We start from the raw sequence: 18,283 nt of genomic DNA on the forward strand, positions 1-18,283 counted from the left end.
ATCCCTCAAACCAACTGAAACTTAACAACCATCACAAAATGTGAATTTGTTCGCGCTTATTGACAAGGTCACCTCAGAGTGCACTTATTGATAAAATTCAGGCTAACTTTTCATTTCTAAAAGAATACCCATGCTTTATTTACGTTAATAAAAAATCAAATAAAAATTAACAACCCAGCGCCTGAACATCAAAGAAAAGCAGGCAAAAACGATCAACAAAAGATCAACAAGCCCATGATTTGACTTAAGTAAATCAAAGCCAGCCTGAACGAGTTATGCAGCACGCCCTGTTCCCTCCGAAACGTAGCAAAAGAATCTGCCCGACCAGAATTTCAGCCTGAAAAAAACCACGCCTACACAAAAAAAACCTAAAAAAATAAATAAAAAAGAAATTAAAAATCAATAAAAGCAATTCAGACAGAACAAAAGAACCGTGAAAAAATCGCATAACGCCGCTCAATTCCCTTTTAAGTTTTTATTTGCAAGAATCCCGATCGATTCAGACTCTATTATAAAAATAGCCACTTAACATTCAGAAAAATCAGTTCAGACAAGAGGATTAACCATTATAAAAATGACATAGCTTAACGTTCAGGTGACATCAACATTCAGAAGTAATGCTGCCAAAAAAGCAGTATGAAAAAGTGAATCAGCCTGAAGATGCGTTAAGAGCAAATCTCAATTTCATTATTAAATGCAGTGCAGAATGAGAATCATCGTTCAAAACCAGAAGAGTAAATCTGTTTCATTAATAACAAATCGCTTGCATGACTTTATCAGCCATCCTCTGGAGGTTAGTTAACTAATCCAAAAGATCTCACCTACTTAATTCAACACACACTAACTCATTAAACACAGGGTTCATTTCGACATCAATTGGTGAAAAATGAAAATTCAATTACTCGTTAAAGATAGTAATGGCAACATCATTGCTAAACAAAATTTACAACCCGGGCAGCCGCTGACATTACAGGCATCGCCACAGGCCGCCTCGTATGAGGTCCATAGTGATGATGGGCAGCCTCCCCACAAGATCGTGGCATCCAACGCTCACGGTGACCTCGACGTTAAACTGGTCGATGACGTCACGGGTGAGCAGTTTGACGTGGTAATTCAGAACGTCAGCCCGGAGGAAATGCCGGTTATAACGGCTTCAGGTCCGGATGGTGCGATTTATGCCTATGACTATGATGCCGCTAATGGCGTATACGAACTTGCTTCAGGCACGGCTAGTAACTCCGTTGCAGACAATGTGCATATCGCGGCGGGCGTTGTAGGTGGTCTGGCCGGTCTGGTTGGTGTGGCCGCAGCAACGAACTCGGGTAGCAAATCCTCCTCCAGAAATCGCAGAGCTCCGGCAGCGAATGAAGATCATAACGCCGCCACTACTGCACCTGACACAACGCCATCGATTTCAGATGCAACAGGTAATCCTGTAACGGATGGCAGCACCACTCAGAGCACCCCAACAATCAGCGGCAGTGGCATGAAGCCAGGATCGACTGTCGCGATTCTGGATGGCGAAACAGTGATCGGCGAAACGACTGCGGATGCGAACGGCCACTGGAGCTTCACCCCTGATAGCTCACTGTCCGACGGCAAGCACACGCTGGTCGTGAACGGCACTGATTCTACTGGCAAACCTGCCAGCAATTCTGTCGACGTCACCGTCAGCTCTGCCGATAACACCAGTACGGTACCGGATAATTCTGGCAACAACGCTGGCTCCGGTAATGGCGACAACGCCGGCAGCAATGCGGGATCTGGCAACGGCGATAACTCCAGCAGCAATGCTGGCACCGGCAACGGTGACAACTCCGGCAGCAACGCTGGTACCGGCAACGGTGACAATTCCGGCAGCAACACCGGTTCCGGCAACGGTGACAGCAACGGCAGCAACGCTGGATCTGGCAACGGCGACAGCAACGGTGACAGCTCCGGCAGCAACACCGGCTCTGGCGACGGCGACAATTCCGGCAACGGCGACAGCAATGGCAGCAACGCTGGTTCTGGCAACGGCGACAGCAACGGCAGCAATGCTAGCACCGGCAATGGTGACAACTCCGGCAGCAACGCTGGCTCCGGCAATGGTGATAACTCCGGCAGCAACACTGGTTCCGGCAACGGCGACAGCTCCAACAGCAACACCGGCTCCGGTAATGGCGACAGCTCCAACAGCAACACCGGCTCCGGTAATGGCGACAGCTCCGGCAGCAACGCTGGCTCCGGTAACGGCGGCAGCAACGGCAGCAATGCTGGCACCGGCAATGGTGACAACTCCGGCAGCAATACTGGCACCGGCAATGGTGACAACTCCGGCAGCAATAATGGCACCGGCAGCGGCAACGGCGACAGCTCCGGCAGCAACGCTGGCTCCGGTAACGGCGGCAGCAACGGCAGCAATGCTGGCACCGGCAATGGTGACAACTCCGGCAGCAACGCTGGCACCGGCAACGGCAGCAACGCTGGTTCCGGCAATGGTGACAACTCCGACAGCAATACTGGCACCGGCAGCGGCAACGGCGACAGCTCCGGCAGCAACGCTGGCTCCGGTAACGGCGGCAGCAACGGCAGCAATGCTGGTTCTGGCACCAACGACAGCAACGGCAGCAACACTGGTTCCGGCAGCAGCGACAACTCCGGCAGCAACACCGGCTCCGGTAACGGCGACAGCAACGGCAGCAATACCGGCTCCGGTAACGGCGGCAGCAACGGCAGCAATGCTGGCACCGGCAATGGTGACAACTCCGGCAGCAACACCGGCACCGGCAACGGCAGCAACGCTGGTTCCGGCAGCGGCGACAGCAACGGCAGCAACACCGGCACCGGCAACGGTGACAACTCCGGCAGCAATACTGGCACCGGCTCTGGCAACGGAGACAGCAACGGCAGCAACGCTGGCTCCGGCAACGGTGGCAATTCCGGCAGCAACACCGGTTCCGGCAACGGTGACAGTTCCGGCAGCAACACCGGCTCTGGCGACGGCGACAATTCCAGCAGCAACGCTGGATCTGGCAACGGCAACGGTGACAACTCCGGCACCGGCAACGGCAGCAACACCGGTTCCGGCAACGGCGATAACTCCGGCAGCAACACCGGCTCCGGCAACGGCGACAACTCCGGCAGCAACACCGGCTCCGGCGACGGCGACAACTCCGGCAGCAACACCGGCACCGGCAACGGCGACAGCTCAGGCAGCAACACCGGTTCCGGCAACGGCGACAGCAACGGCAGCAACACCGGCTCTGGCGACGGTGACAACTCCGGCAGCAATGCTGGCACCGGCTCTGGCAACGGTGACAACTCCGGCAGCAACGCTGGCTCCGGCAACGGCGACAGCTCCGACAGCAACACCGGCTCCGGTAACGGCGACAGCTCCGGCAGCAACACCGGCTCTGGCGACGGCGACAATTCCGGCAGCAATGCTGGCACAGGCTCCGGCAACGGTGATAACTCCGGCAGCAATACCGGCTCCGGCAACGGCGACAACTCCGGCAGCAACGCTGGTTCTGGCACCGACGACAGCAACGGCAGCAATGCTGGTTCCGGCAATGGTGACAACTCCGGCAGCAACACCGGTTCCGGCAACGGTGACAGCAACGGCAGCAACGCTGGATCTGGCAACGGTGACAGCAACAGCAGCAACGCTGGATCTGGCAACGGCGACAGCAACGGCAGCAATACTGGCACCGGCACCGGCACCGGCTCTGGCAACGGCGACAACTCCGGCAGCAACACCAACTCTGGCGACGGCGACAGCAATGCTGGCACCGGCAATGGTGACAACTCCGGCAGCAACACCGGCACCGGCAACGGTGACAACTCCGGCAGCAATACTGGCACCGGCACCGGCTCTGGCAATGGCGACAACTCCGGCAGCAATGCTGGCACCGGCTCTGGCAACGGTGACAACTCCGGCAGCAACGCTGGTTCAGGTAACGGCGACAGCTCCGGCAGCAACACCGGCTCTGGCGACGGCGACAGCTCAGGCAGCAACACCGGTTCCGGCAACGGTGACAGCAACGGCAGCAACACCGGCTCCGGCAACGGTGACAGCAACGGCAGCAACACCGGCTCCGGCAACGGTGACAGCAACGGCAGCAACACCGGCTCCGGCAACGGCGACAGCTCCGACAGCAACACAGGCACCGGTAACGGTGACAACTCCGGCAGCAATACTGGCACCGGCACCGGCTCTGGCAACGGCGACAACTCCGGCAGCAACACCGGCACCGGCAACGGCGACAACTCCGGCAGCAATACTGGCTCCGGCAACGGTGACAACTCCGGCAGCAATACTGGCACCGGCACCGGCTCTGGCAATGGCGACAACTCCGGCAGCAATGCTGGCACCGGCTCTGGCAACGGTGACAACTCCGGCAGCAACACAGGCTCCGGCAACGGTGACAACTCCGGCAGCAATACTGGCACCGGCTCTGGCAACGGCGACAATTCCGGCAGCAACACCGGCTCCGGCAACGGCGACAACTCCGGCAGCAACGCTGGCTCCGGTAACGGCGACAGCAACGGCAGCAACACTGGTTCCGGCAACGGCGACAGCTCCGGCAGCAACACTGGCTCCGGTAACGGCGACAGCAACGGCAGCAACACTGGTTCCGGCAACGGTGACAACTCCGGCAGCAATACTGGCTCCGGAAACGGCGGCAGCAATGCTGGCACCGGCAACGGCGACAACTCCGGCAGCAATACTGGCACTGGCACCGGCAACGGCGACAACTCCGGCAGCAACACCGGCTCTGGCGACGGCGACAACGCCGGCAGCAACACCGGCACCGGCGACGGCGACAGCAACGGCAGCAACACCGGCACCGGCGACGGCGACAGCAACGGTAGCAATACCGGCTCCGGCAACGGTGACAATTCCGGCAGCAATGCTGGCACCGGCAACGGCGACAACTCTGGCAGCAACACCGGCACCGGCAACGGCGACAGTTCCGGCAGCAGCACCGGCACCGGCGACGGCGACAGCAACGGCAGCAACGACAGCAACACCGGTTCCGGCGACGGCGACAGCAACGGCAGCAACACCGGTTCTGGCGACGGCGACAGTTTCGACAGCAACACCGGCTCTGGCGACGGCGACAACGCCGGCAGCAACACCGGCACCGGCGACGGCGACAGCAACGGCAGCAACACCGGTTCCGGCGACGGCGACAGTTCCGGCAGCAACACCGGCACCGGCGACGGCGACAGCAACGGCAGCAACACCGGCACCGACGACGGCGACAGCAACGGCAACGGCAACGGCAGCAATGCTGGATCTGGCACCGGCGACAGCAATGGCAGCAACACTGACGACGAGGACAATGGCAAAACCTTTGCGCCAACGATGGAGATCGTTGATGACAACGGAACCGCGATTGCTGATGGCACAACAACCCGCGACAGCACGCCGACATTCATCGGCAAAGGGTTCGAACCGGGAACGACCATCGTCATCACGGACGGCGCGTCATCACTCACCAGCCTGACGGTCGGTGAAGATGGCAACTGGAGCTATACACCGGACACAGCATTGAGCGATGGTCAGCATGACATCCAGGTCACCGTGACCGCTCCAGATGGCGTCACTGCCAACGGCATCTTCAGCGTCACCATCGACACGACGCCACCGGAAGGCGTTGATATCAACAATGTAAACATCATCGATCATGACGGTAACGCTATTACCCATGAAGGTATAACGGCAGAAAACGCCCCGAACTTTAATGGCACAGCACTTGAACCGGGAGCGACTGTTGTCATTCGGGACGGTGAAACCGTCTTAGGTGAAAGCCATGTTAATGAAGATGGAAGCTGGTCCTTTACACCGCCGGATTCACTGGAAGATGGCAAGCACCAGTTCACGTTTGAAGTCATCGATCCGGTCGGCAACAGCAGCGGCAAATCCGCAGTGCTGGATCTCTCAATCTCCACCACCAAAGGGATCAACACAGGCGTTGTCATTACTGACGAGCAGGGTAATGTGATTGCTGATGGCGATATCACCAACCATAACACGCTAACCTTCAGCGCTCAGGGCCAGACGCCAGGCTTAACCGTCACAATCAGTGATGGTGAAACCGTACTGGGCAGCGTTGTGGTTGCGGAAGATGGAAGCTGGCGCTTTACCCCCGAAACCGCACTGGCTGAGGGCAGCCACGCATTCGTCGTGACCGTTACCGATGCGGCAGGCGACACCATCAGCGATACCGTAAATGTGTCTATCGATACAATTGCGCCAGAGCTGATCGATGTTGACGATGTCACGGTCTCTGACGATGCGGGCAACGCCTTTGTCGCTGGTGGCGAAATGAACGATCCCACGCCAACCTTCAGTGCCTCCGGCCTGGAAGCTGGAACGACTGTCATTGTTCGCGATAACGGCGCCGTTCTGGGTGAAGCCGAAGTATCAGAGGATGGTAGCTGGTCATTCACACCGTCCGACGCACTCACCGAGGGTGAACACAGCTTTACGTTTGAGGCAGTCGATGCGGCAGGTAACAGCAGTGGCGAATCAGCCACGAAAAGTTATCTCCTGGATTCAGTGGCACCAGAGGGCGTGGACATCAGTCAGGTCGTGATCACCGATGAAGCGGGTGAGCAGGTTAATCCAGCTGATACCCAGAGCGATAATATCCTCACCTTCAGCGGCGGCGATCTTGAACCTGGCGCGACCGTCACAATGTACGACAAAGGTCAGATTGTTGGTAAAACCACCGTCAGCGAAGATGGCAGCTGGAGCCTGACCACCACTGACGGACTGTATGATGGCAGCCATGAAGTGACCTTTACCGTTTCAGACACCGCAGGCAACAGCAGTGCGCCATCTGATACGCTGGATCTCACTGTGCAGGAAGTGGTTCTGTCAGCATCCGACAACGTCAGCTCTGGTGCTGCCATCGGATTTACCTATCCGGTTGAAGTCACTCAGGATCTGGGAACCGTACTGAATGACGGCGGCATCGTCGCACTGAACAATAAAATCGTCAGTGATCCGATTGCGGTGGCCGATGGCACCATTATGGATCTCAGCGTGACGGCAACCTCCTCGTCATTCCTGAACGTCGCCAGTAACTCGACGCTGGAACTGCAGAAGTATGACTACTCAACCAGCACCTGGGTCACCGTGACGGAAGACAATAGCGGCAACCTGTTTGGTATGTTTGGACTGGGCGCGTCGACCTCCTCCATCACTTTATCCGGACTGACGGCGGGCCAGTATCGGCTGGTTTACAACACCAATGGACTGAATGTCGGGGCCAGCTTTAAGCTGGATGCATCTAAAATCGTCTATAAACTGGCGGAACAGGGCACCCCAACCCACTACACCACAGCAATTGGTAATGTGATCACCGATGCCGACAGCGTCTATGGTTCGGATGGTATCCCGCATCCTGCTTATACCTCGGTCACGGCGGTGGGTGTTGCCACCACTGATGGCACGGGCGCCAGCGTCACGATGAGTGCCAGCACCCCATCTGCAACGCTGACCGGGCAGTATGGCACCCTGGAGATCCATTCTGATGGCAGCTACGTCTATACCCCTGTCTCTTCAATGGACAGCATCGGTAAGGTCGATTCGTTTACCTATACCATTACTGACACCGTTACGGGCCAGAGCTCGACAGCACAACTGCATGTGCAGATTGGCACCACCAATAATGCGCTGACGCTGAGCTGGAATGCGACAGATCCGACAGCGGAAGCCGTCACGGACATTGCGTCCAGTGATGAGGCCAACGCCAGCGTCATCGTGACATATGAGTCCTCAACGGTTTCCGATGCGGACGTTAAGCTGGTCGCAGGCGGCACGCAGAACTACAGCTCGACCTTTACCCTGGCGGGTTCAGACGACCTGACTAGCGGTTCGCTGACGTTAAAAACGGAATGGGGCGTGTTCGGCAATAATTTCAAAGTGCCGCTGAACATCACTTATGAAGTGCAGATGCAGAACAGTGATGGCACATGGACCACGGTGAAAACCCAGACTGCCGTCGTGGCCGCGGGTGAGCACAACTCAGAAGTCATTCAGAACGTGGATGTCACGACGCTTCTGACTGGTCTGGGCGCGGGTACCTATCGTCTGGCCGTTTCGACCACGGGTGCGGCCAACAACGTGCTGATGAATGTGGCGTTAGAAACCGTCAGCCCGACGCACTATGTGATCACGGCAAATGAGGTGGCAACCGGTAACTTCCTGACCGACGAAGGAACTGACGGTGAGGTGGATAAACTGAGCTCCATCTATACCCGCATCTATGCCAAAGCCGGTGACAACACCAGCGATGTGGCCATTGATGACAGCTATACCTGGGTGACGGAAAGTGGTGTCTCTATCGCTGGGCAGTATGGCACCCTGGTGCTCTATAACAACGGGGCCTACACCTATACCCCTGCAACTGACTCACTGCCAGCCGGCTCTGTCGATGTCTTCACGTATGCACTGAAAGGTGCCAATGGTGAAGTCGTCAACGCCACGGTCACGATCCATCTGGGCGTGGAAGTGAACGGCAGCAGCGGTGGCGCTCTGGTCTTCCAGGGTACGGAAGCGAACGATGTCTTTGATATCTATGACATCAGTTTTGTCTCCGCCGACGGTGCTGCGGGCTACGATACGCTGGCATGGCACGGTAACGGTCAGCTGGTGTTAAGCGATGTTGCGGCGAAAATCAGCAACATTGAGGCAATCATGCTGAGTTCGACCACCAGCAGCGATAATCTGGTGTTGAATGCGCAGAGTGTGGAAACGGTCAGCAGTGAAAGTAATACACTGTTCATCAAAGGGATGGCTGGCGACAAAGTCACGCTGGAAGGCACCTGGATTAACAGCGGAACGGTCATTGTCGACAGCGTCACCTACACGCACTACACCAGCACCACTGCTGACGATACGGTTGTCGATATCTTTGTGCAGAAGGGCCTCAGCCTCTCTTCCGCTACCTATCAGGATAGTCAGGATGGCACGGAGTATTACGTCACGACATCCCAGGATATAACGGGAACAGAAAAAGGCGATATCTTCCACATAACGGACAACAGTTTTGCTCACATTGATGGGGGCGAAGGTCTGGATACCCTGGTGTGGCACGCTAATGGCACGCTTACGCTCAGCGATCTGCAGGCGAAACTCAGCAACATCGAAGAGATCGAACTGGCGGATGATAACGTCGTGACGAATCTGGTGGTCTCGGCGCAAAGCGTGGCGAGCATTACCGATGACAGCAACACACTGTTTGTAAAAGGGGATAGCGCCGATCAGCTGACGCTTTCCGGTCGCTGGACCCAGTCAGGCAGTGAAGTGGTCAACAATGTGGATTACATCCATTACGTGGGCACCACCGCCGAAGGTCAGACAGTCAACCTCTATGTTGATCGCCACATTACGCAGAGCAACATCGAAACCGCATCTGAACATAATGCGGCGGATGTGACGGGCGACGTGACGCTGCTCAGCGACAGCGTGGCGCAGACCACCACGATGAAGACCCAGTCTGACAGCGTTACCAGTGAAAGCTTCACGATAAACAGCATCAGCGATTTGCAGGAGATCAACGTCAGTGTCAGCGGGGCGTCGATCGATGCCAGCAACGCCGTGTATGTAAACTGGTCGTTGCAGATTTACAACACGCAGACGCTGCGCTGGGACACCGTGAGCAGCAACCTTGAGATGGTCACCAGCGGCAGTCCGCTGAGTGTTTCACTGAGCGGTCAGAAAGCCGGAACCTATCGGATTGTGGTCGACACCACGCAGTCCGGACACCCTGGCTTCCTGTGGTCAACCGTCTATGACGAGCTTACCGTGAACATCTCGGTAAACATCGTCAGCACCACCGACTATAAAGTCACCCACAGCACCAGCGTCAACGGTTCGATCTTTGCCAGCGACAGCGCCGGTGAGAGTTCACTGCTGGTGAAATCAATCACCGCCGGTATTGTAAGCGGCGCCGCAAACTATGCGCTGGTGACAGACGCAGGCACCACCATTGCGGGGACCTACGGCTCGCTGACGATCAAAACTGATGGCAGCTACACCTATACACTGAACAGTGATTCGGTCATCAAACTTGCCGGCAGCGAAGATGCCTTCACCTACATTCTGGCGGATGGCACCGTCAAAAATCTGGTGATGACATTAGGCGTTTCTGTGGATGGTGCGGAAGGCGGTGCGCTGACCTTTGCCGGTACCGTTGGCGATGACACCTTCACGATTTACGACACCCATTTCACCTCGGTGGATGGTAAATCGGGGCAGGATACGCTGGTCTGGAATGGTGCAGGCAGTCTGAACCTCAGTGACATCGCTGACAAAGTGAGCAATATCGAAATCCTGGATTTGCAGGATAACGGTAAGGCGACAACGCTGCTGATCAGTGCCGACGATATTGAAAAGATCACGGATGAGAGTCATGTGCTGTATGTCAGGGGCGGCAGTAACGACTCCCTGTCACTGCAGGGTGTGTGGGCGGTTAACGGCACTGAAACGCTGAATAACATTACTTACACCCTCTACACCAGTACGGCGCTCGATGGTACGGCTATCCGGCTCTATGTTCAGCAGGATCTGCACTTCAACGAAGTCACAGAGCATCTGAACGGTTCTGTCATGGACGCCTCCGCCGATCTCACCGTGGTCTCGGTGAGTCAGAATGGTGAAACCGCGGCGATCACCGACGATGCCCTGAGCTTTAAAGGCGCTTATGGCACACTGGTTATCGATGACGCGGGGCACTACAGCTACGTTGTGGATGATGCCTACGCCCATAGTGGTAACACGGACACCTTCACCTACACGTTGTCTGACGGCAGCAACGGGTCTCTGAGCTTCAACCTGGGCGTGGATGTTGACGGCAGTGCGGGCGGTGCCATTACCTTCACCGGCACCAGTGGCGCAGATGTTTTCGAGGTCTATGACACCGACTTCATCTCTGTCAACGGTGCAGAGGGCAACGATACGCTGGCGTGGCATGGTACGGGCGCACTGAATCTCAGTGATATCTCGGCCAGGGTCAGCAATATCGAAACCATCGATCTGCTGAAGGATGCCGAAAAGGATAACCTGGTCGTCAGTGCAGAAAGCGTTCTGAAAGTCACCGATAACGATAATACGTTATATGTCAGAGGCGAAAATGGCGATACGGTTACGCTGAACGGTAACTGGCAACAGGCGGATGGAGTAGTCGCAAATGGGATTAATTACAACCATTACGTCAGTTCTGCCGCCGATGGCTCCGTGGCACAGATATATATCGAGGACCATGTAACAATCGGATAATTATATTCCGGGTTAAAAGCAGGCTGGGCTATTTCTGCCAGCCTGCTCTTTCTGAGTGCGCCCAACGTGCCCTTTTACAACGCCATTATATTTATCCATTTATGATATGAAAAAAATAATCATTACTTTGCACTGTATTCTCATCACTTATTCTGCGTTTGCTGCCGATAAAAAAGCCTTCACCGGCGGCGAGCCTGCAATTAATGAAGCGCCTTCAGGATTCTGGGGTGTTTTTACGAAAACGCCGGACCCCGGCAAATTACCTGCGAGCAGCGCCTCCCTGGCCAGTGATTTAAAAATTAATCCGGCTGAAATTGATATGCAGCCCACCGAGCCAGCGAAGCGCGATCGTTTTCCCGCAGACTGGCAGGCGGCCATTCAGATGGCGGTCAGCCATCATCCCGCCATCAGCAGCAGCATTTCGGCGCTGGCGTCGTCAGGATTCACGATTGATGCCGCGAAAGCAGGCTATCTGCCTGCGATCAAAGCCGGTATTACGACCGGTCGTCAGCAGGATGAGGGCAGCGGCCATATCGCCACCGTCGGCCTCTCCCAGATGCTCTATGACTTCGGTAAAACCGGCAGCGCGGTCGATCAGGCCAGCGCGAAATACCTGCGTCAGCAGGCCACCGTCCTGCAGCAGATTGACACCATCATTGAACAGACGGCACTGGCGCTGAACGAGGTCTATCGTTCAACCCAGCTGCTCGATAATGCGAAAAAAGAGGTAAAAGCCCTGCGCGATATTCTGGCGCTGACGCAGTTACGGGCCGATGCCGGCGCCAGTACCCGTGTGGACCCGGTTCAGGCCGAGGCGCGCGTTGAGGCCGCCCAGGCTGAGCAGCTGGATCGGGAAATCAAACTGCAACAGCAGAAATATCATCTGCAATCTCTGCTGGGACAGCCGGTAGCTGAGGAAAAAATCTCTGCACCCGCCTCCCTGCTGCCGCTGATTGAGCGTCAGAACGGCCGGATCGATCTGAACCGTAACCCGACGATTCTGGTCGCGCAGGCGGATGCCGCCGTGGCGCTGGCCGAGTTACGCAATTACAAAGCACAGCGTTACCCTACCCTGTCACTGGAAGCCAACACCAATAAGTATATTGGCGACATCGCGAATTATCAGCGCCACAGCCAGTACCAGAATGTTTATCTTTCCGTCAACAGCACGCTTTATCAGGGTGGCGCATTGGTGGCGCAGGAAAGTGCCAGTGCCAGCGCGCTGGAAGCAGCCAGAACCACCATCGCCAGTAAAAAACTGGAGATCAGCGATCAGCAGAGAAATTATTTTCAGAGTGTAAAGGGACTACAGAAAAATATCAGCCTGCTGACGAGCCGGATGAAAACCATCAGGGAAACACGCGCCCTGTATCGGGAGCAATATCTCTCACTGGGTAACCGTAACGTACTCGACTTACTCAATGCCGAACAGGAAATAAGTCGCGCTCAGCAGGATTTAATTAATGCCCGCAGTGATCTCTGGGCCGCCTCACTGAATTATCTGGTGGTGACCGGCATGGCTCGCGAGGCGTTTAATTTAAATAATCAGGATATTCAGGGACTGCGTATCGCGCCGTAATACGGTCAGCAATAAAGAGAAAATGATAATGAATAAACAATCTGACGGGGAAAATGCTTCAGCTCAGCCTGAGGACAAAAAAGCCTATATCCCCTGGCTTGAAGCGCTGCTGCTGGTGGCGAAACATTACCGGCTGGATGGGTCACCTGAGCGGGTCAGAGGAGAAGCGGAGTGGCACCTGCAGCACCTCTCTCAGGATTCGCTGATTGAGAATATGGCGCGTCAGCTCGGGCTGCTGGTGATATTTGATGCGTTCGATCCGGCTCAGCTCGATCCCTGGCGTATGCCGCTGATCGTCGACTTCGGATCCCGCGGCGTCGGCGTCATCACCACGGTTGGCGAAGAGGGCAAAGTCAGTGTCATGCTGAGCGGTGAAAAACAGCTCCAGACCACGCTGAGTCTGGAAGAGCTTTCGCAGCATGCCCGGCGCGTACTGCTGGCGAAGCCGGAGTCCTCGGTGCCGGATGCGCGGGTGGATGACTACATTCGCCCGCATCGTCCGGACTGGTTATGGCAGACCATCCTTCGGGAATGGCCAGCTTACGTTAACGTGATGTTTGCATCGCTGATCTCCAACGTGCTCGGCCTCTCCGCGATGCTGTTTACCATGCAGGTCTATGACCGGGTGATCCCTTCCCAGTCCGTGCCCTCTCTCTGGGTACTGTTCGGCGGCGTCATGATTGCGCTGACCTGCGTGTTTGCCATGCGGATTATCCGCACGCATATCTCGGATGTGGCCGGAAAAAGCGCGGATCTGCGCATCTCCGATCGGGTCTTCGGTCATGCGTTACGCATCCGCAACGATCAGCGTCCCAAATCGACCGGATCCTTTATTGCGCAGATCCGCGAGCTGGAACAGCTACGCGAGCTGATTACCTCCACCACCATCTCGGCGATCGCTGACCTGCCTTTTCTGATCATTTTTCTGTTTATTCTCTGGCTGCTGGGGGGCTGGCTGGTGCTGGTTCCGCTGGCGGCGATTCCGCTGATCGTGATTCCGGGGCTGCTGGCGCAGGGTTCACTGGCGACGCTCTCTAAAGCGACCATGCGCGAGTCCGCTGTCCGCAGCGCTATGCTGGTCGAGACCGTTCAGGGCATGGATGACATCAAACTGCTGCGTGCAGAGCCCTGTTTTCAGAACCAGTGGAATCACCTGAACGAGGTGATCAGTCACTCGTCGAAGAAGCAGCGTTTTATCAGCGGTCTGCTGATGAGCTGGACCAGCGAAGTTCAGACCCTCGCCTATGTCAGCGTAGTGCTGGTGGGCGCCTTCTTTGCCATGAGCGGCGACCTCTCCACCGGTGTGTTAATCGGCTGCTCGATGCTGGCGTCACGCATGATGGCTCCGCTGGGACAACTGGCGATGATTTTTGGCCGCTGGCAGCAGGCCAAAGTGGCGCGTGAAGGACTGGAAAACCTGCTCAACAGCGAGGTCGATCAGCCAGAACGCAGCATCCGCATTCATCGGCCACGCCTCTATGGCGACTATGCCTTCTCCGATGTGCTCTACCGCTACGATCCGAACGCCCCTGAACCGGTGCTGGCGGTGAAAAATATGACGATTAAAGCGGGTGAGAAAGTGGCGCTGCTGGGCCGCAACGGCTCCGGTAAATCGACGCTGCTGCAGATGATGGCCGGTCTGCTGCAGCCGGGTGAAGGTGCCCTGTTGCTGGATGGCGTGCGCCTCTCATCGATCGATCCGCTGGATGTCCGGCGTGACGTCGCCCTGCTCACCCAGACCTCCTGCCTGTTCTACGGCACGATCCGCGAGAACCTGCGCATGGGCATGCCGCTGGCCACAGAAGAAGAGATGCTTCAGGCGCTGGAGATCAGCGGCGCGCTCGACTTTATTCAGCGGCTGCCAGAGGGCATGGATTACCTGATGCAGGAGGGAGGCAAAGGATTGTCCGGTGGACAGCGTCAGCAGCTGTTACTGGCGCGCACCCTGCTCCGCCAGCCCAGCGTGCTGCTGCTGGATGAACCCACCGCATGGCTGGACGATGCCGCAGAAAAACATCTGATTGAGCGGCTGATGACGTGGATGGGTAACCGGACACTGATCATCGCCACCCACCGTCCGGCCGTTTTACAGCTGGTTGATCGCATCATGCTGATCGACAAAGGCAGGATTGTGCGGGATGGCACCAAAGCAGAGATGCTGGTCAACAGGCCCGAAGCCAGCGCCGCGCCTCATCAGGGCAAAGTCAACGTTAAAACGCCGGGAGCACAGGCATGATTTCCTCCATATTCCGCAGACTAACGCACCGGCGTTCTCCTGATCGCGATTCATCCGGCGGCCTGATTATTATGTCGGTGCTGCTGATGCTGATCCTGTTCGCCGTCTGGGCCTCAAATTTCGAACTGGATGAGGTCACCGTCGGCGTCGGTAAAGTCATCCCCAGCTCACACGAGCAGATCATCCAGTCGCTGGAGGGCGGGATCCTGAAAGAGTTGAAGGTCCACGAAGGTGACGTTGTGGAAGCCGGTCAGGTGCTGGCTCTGCTGGATCCAACCCAGATAGATTCCAGCGTACAGGAGAGCAACTCACGGTTGCGCGCCGCGCTGGCGACCTCGGCCCGCCTGCAGGCGGAGACCGCAGGAACGCCGCTGACGTTTCCGCCAGAGGTCCTGGCCGACAGCGCGCTGGTGGCAGCAGAAACGGCGCTCTATCATTCGCGCCGTGAGAACTACAGCAAAACCATCAGCGGTCTGACCGAAGCGCTGGACCTGATCAACCGTGAGCTAAAGCTGACCGCATCGCTGGTAGCAAAAGGCGCGGCCAGTAACGTAGAGGTCTTACGGCTGAAACGTCAGGCCAACGACCTGCAGAACAAGCTCAACGACGCTCAGAATCAGTACATCGTTCAGGCGCGTGAAGAGCTGGCGAAAGCCAATGCCGAAGTGGCGTCTCAGCGTTCCATCATTATCGGACGCGCGGATTCGCTGAAGCGTACGGTAATCGTCACCCCGGTAAGGGGGATCGTTAAAGATATCGAAGTCAACACGGTTGGTGGCGTGATCCCGCAGCGCGGTAATCTGATGGAGATCGTGCCGCTGGATGAGCAGTTGTTGATTGAAGCGCAGATCGCCCCGCGCGACGTCGCTTTTATCACGCCCGGCCAGCGTGCGGTGGTGAAGCTGACTGCCTATGACTACAACATCTATGGCGGCCTGGAGGGCAAAGTGGCCTCTATTTCACCCGATACCATCCAGGACGAGGTGCATCGCGACCAGTACTACTATCGCGTCTATATCCGCACCGATAAGGATTATCTGGTGAATAAAAAGGGCAAGAAGTTTCCGGTTTATCCGGGGATGATCGCGATGGGAGAGATTCATACCGGGAGTAAAACCATCATGGAGTATCTGCTGAAACCGCTGAATCGCGCGAAGGAAGCGCTGCGGGAAAGGTAAAGGTCGGGTTTGCTGCCCCGGAGCTGGGGCGGCAAGCGGCAGAGTGTAGGCAGAGGCATCTCTGTTACGTAACTGGCTGTTATCAAACCGGAGGAGGCCTGTGTGCAGCAGGCTTGTGAACGTTACCTGCTGCGCTGCGCACAGTCTTGCCGATACTGATGTGAGGCGTGCTGGTCTGAAGCTCTCTCGTCGGGACGGGATATCATGCTGACATCGATGATTGTCAGCCACGAGCCTTAGTTATTCAGAACCTTGGTCAGTTCGATTTCCCGGGTTATGGGATTGAAATAGAGATAGAACAGATCCCCATCCAGCTGGCCAGGCTTTGCCCATATTTCTTTCTCACCCAGACTGTGTTTTTGCTTCGCGTATCCCAGCTTTTCGAGATAAGCGCGCAGCGATGCTGTCTCTGTCGCCCCCTTAAATACGATGCTATTTGAAGGGGCATAACCGTCCCCCGGATGGGCTTCAAAATAGTAGCTCTCCGTAATACGCGGGGCGTTTTCAATATCCGTATCTGTCAGTGTGTGGTATTTAAAAAAATCGCGTTGCGTGTAAACGGTCACTTCATTCGAGCCCGATGCGACAAACCCGATAAATAAACCACCACAGATCAACACGGTGGCAGCCATAGCGGCAGACCACTTAACCAGGTTATTCATTGCTTCTTACCCATAAATGAGAGTGATGTCCCATCATTGGTAACGACCTTAACCGTTCCGGATGCGAAATCGTTCCATGGCCTGAGCCATGTCATAAAATGTGGAAGAGTGGCGCGATACGGCTGGTGCCGCACACATGGATCATCCGGATCAGGAAAAAGGATTGGACGGAATCCACGGTTTTTATGGGAACCGATGGCACCGTAGTAATCCCAGCGACGAATCGCTGAATCATAGCTGACTGGCCTGAGCTGATAGCCATACCGGCCCGGTATGATAGCCCGATAAAACCCGAACAGGTCAGACACCAAATCTTCGCCACTAAAACCACTATCGGTATACCATGAGAATGACCTCAGGCTCTGCAGGCCTTCGAATCTGAACGCGGTGTTCATCATCATCGCCAGCATGATTCTGTTAATCTCATCGCTACTCCGGCCTCGCTTTATTTCCCAGTGAGAGAATTTGCCGACCCCAAACCGCGATTTGAATCGTAGTATGCCCATATCCTGCCGGTACATGACTGAATATGATGGCTGGCCGCTACGCTCGCCTTCCGCGAACTGACGCCTCAGCGCAGCGACATCATTGCCACGGGCATGGCCCATATCAATCCAGCCCAGAACCTCGGTGTACACCAGGCCTCTGTCGAGTACGTCAAATAGTGCCCCATCCTTAATCTCTCGTCTGGTGCTCATACTTACATCTCCCTATGCCGTTTGCCCGGGAATTTTATCGATTATTTTTTAGCCGGTCGAGGCTGAGGGGCTGTTTCTTAAGGCTGCTTTGTATTAATTCATACTCCACAGATGCTGCATGGCAGTTTGGGCCACAAGGATAGAGATATCGCGGTATGGCATCAGAAAATAAATATTCCCAGTGGCATGGAGAAAGCATTCTTCTTGGTATTGATGCAGAAACAGATGCCAGGGAGCATGAGCTTAATGCTGTTTTTGTCAGACCGATGCAGGCGGCGAGTAAAGTGGTCGCGGCGAAGATGGCGCTGTTTAGTTCGATGGGGAAAAAGGGGCCGTATCGGTAAAGGGGCTGGTGGTCGATGGGCTGTGAATTGAGATTGAGAAAGGCATTGATGGAGCGATGTCTTTTTTTATTTGGGCGGGGCTTAGGTTGAGCTGGTAAGACTCGTCAGGACAAGAGAAAACAGAGTTAGAGTTAAGTGAGGTGGTTAAAAGAGCGAGTAAAACGCACCTAAAAAATTCAGCTTGCGATTTAAATGTCCATATAACCTACTGAATTAAAAGATGTTAAATCTCGAAAGCGATTTAGGAATAACCGCCAAAAAAGCGAAAACTCTACGTGAAAAAAGATGACATGAGCATATAAAACGTTTAT

General features: G+C 55.7%; 7 protein-coding genes. 5 read left to right on the plus strand and 2 right to left on the minus strand.

Annotated elements, in window-relative coordinates; all coding sequences use genetic code 11:
* Positions 1–886: 886 nt before the first annotated feature.
* From J1C59_RS16005 to J1C59_RS16020, 4 genes are all read left to right on the plus strand, one after another.
* Positions 887–11,275: a beta strand repeat-containing protein gene (locus tag J1C59_RS16005; protein ID WP_140917040.1), complete on the plus strand. Its 10,389-nt coding sequence runs from the start codon at positions 887–889 to the stop codon at positions 11,273–11,275.
* Positions 11,276–11,594: 319 nt separating this feature from the next.
* Complete coding sequence (locus J1C59_RS16010; protein ID WP_242281338.1) at positions 11,595–12,854, plus strand: TolC family outer membrane protein; 1,260 nt, start codon at positions 11,595–11,597, stop codon at positions 12,852–12,854.
* 28 nt (positions 12,855–12,882) lie between these two features.
* Positions 12,883–15,090 (plus strand): type I secretion system permease/ATPase, encoded by a 2,208-nt coding sequence (locus J1C59_RS16015; RefSeq protein WP_242281339.1) that lies wholly within the window; start codon positions 12,883–12,885, stop codon positions 15,088–15,090.
* Positions 15,087–16,268 (plus strand): HlyD family type I secretion periplasmic adaptor subunit, encoded by a 1,182-nt coding sequence (locus J1C59_RS16020; protein WP_242281340.1) that lies wholly within the window; start codon positions 15,087–15,089, stop codon positions 16,266–16,268. Before J1C59_RS16015 ends, J1C59_RS16020 begins: the two co-directional genes overlap by 4 nt.
* 236 nt (positions 16,269–16,504) lie before the next feature.
* Here J1C59_RS16020 and J1C59_RS16025 read toward each other — a convergent pair whose 3' ends face one another.
* Entirely contained in the window at positions 16,505–16,930 is a 426-nt protein-coding gene (locus tag J1C59_RS16025; protein ID WP_128084102.1) for a hypothetical protein, read from the minus strand.
* Positions 16,927–17,628, minus strand: a complete 702-nt coding sequence (locus J1C59_RS16030) for a hypothetical protein (protein ID WP_128084101.1) — start codon at positions 17,626–17,628, stop codon at positions 16,927–16,929. Before J1C59_RS16030 ends, J1C59_RS16025 begins: the two co-directional genes overlap by 4 nt.
* Positions 17,629–17,783: 155 nt before the next feature.
* Between J1C59_RS16030 and J1C59_RS16035 the strand changes: the two genes are divergently transcribed.
* Positions 17,784–17,972 (plus strand): hypothetical protein, encoded by a 189-nt coding sequence (locus J1C59_RS16035; protein WP_128084100.1) that lies wholly within the window; start codon positions 17,784–17,786, stop codon positions 17,970–17,972.
* Positions 17,973–18,283 lie beyond the last annotated feature (311 nt).

This window comes from Pantoea deleyi, assembly GCF_022647325.1.
In the GTDB taxonomy this organism is placed as follows: Bacteria; Pseudomonadota; Gammaproteobacteria; order Enterobacterales; family Enterobacteriaceae; genus Pantoea; species Pantoea deleyi.

Coding starts and splice junctions, on each gene's coding strand:
- J1C59_RS16020 (WP_242281340.1), top strand. CDS start 15,087: ATGATTTCCTCCATATTCCGCAGACTAACGCACCGGCGTTCTCCTGAT.
- J1C59_RS16005 (WP_140917040.1), top strand. CDS start 887: ATGAAAATTCAATTACTCGTTAAAGATAGTAATGGCAACATCATTGCT.
- J1C59_RS16035 (WP_128084100.1), top strand. CDS start 17,784: ATGGCATCAGAAAATAAATATTCCCAGTGGCATGGAGAAAGCATTCTT.
- J1C59_RS16015 (WP_242281339.1), top strand. CDS start 12,883: ATGAATAAACAATCTGACGGGGAAAATGCTTCAGCTCAGCCTGAGGAC.
- J1C59_RS16030 (WP_128084101.1), bottom strand. CDS start 17,628: ATGAGCACCAGACGAGAGATTAAGGATGGGGCACTATTTGACGTACTC.
- J1C59_RS16010 (WP_242281338.1), top strand. CDS start 11,595: ATGCAGCCCACCGAGCCAGCGAAGCGCGATCGTTTTCCCGCAGACTGG.
- J1C59_RS16025 (WP_128084102.1), bottom strand. CDS start 16,930: ATGAATAACCTGGTTAAGTGGTCTGCCGCTATGGCTGCCACCGTGTTG.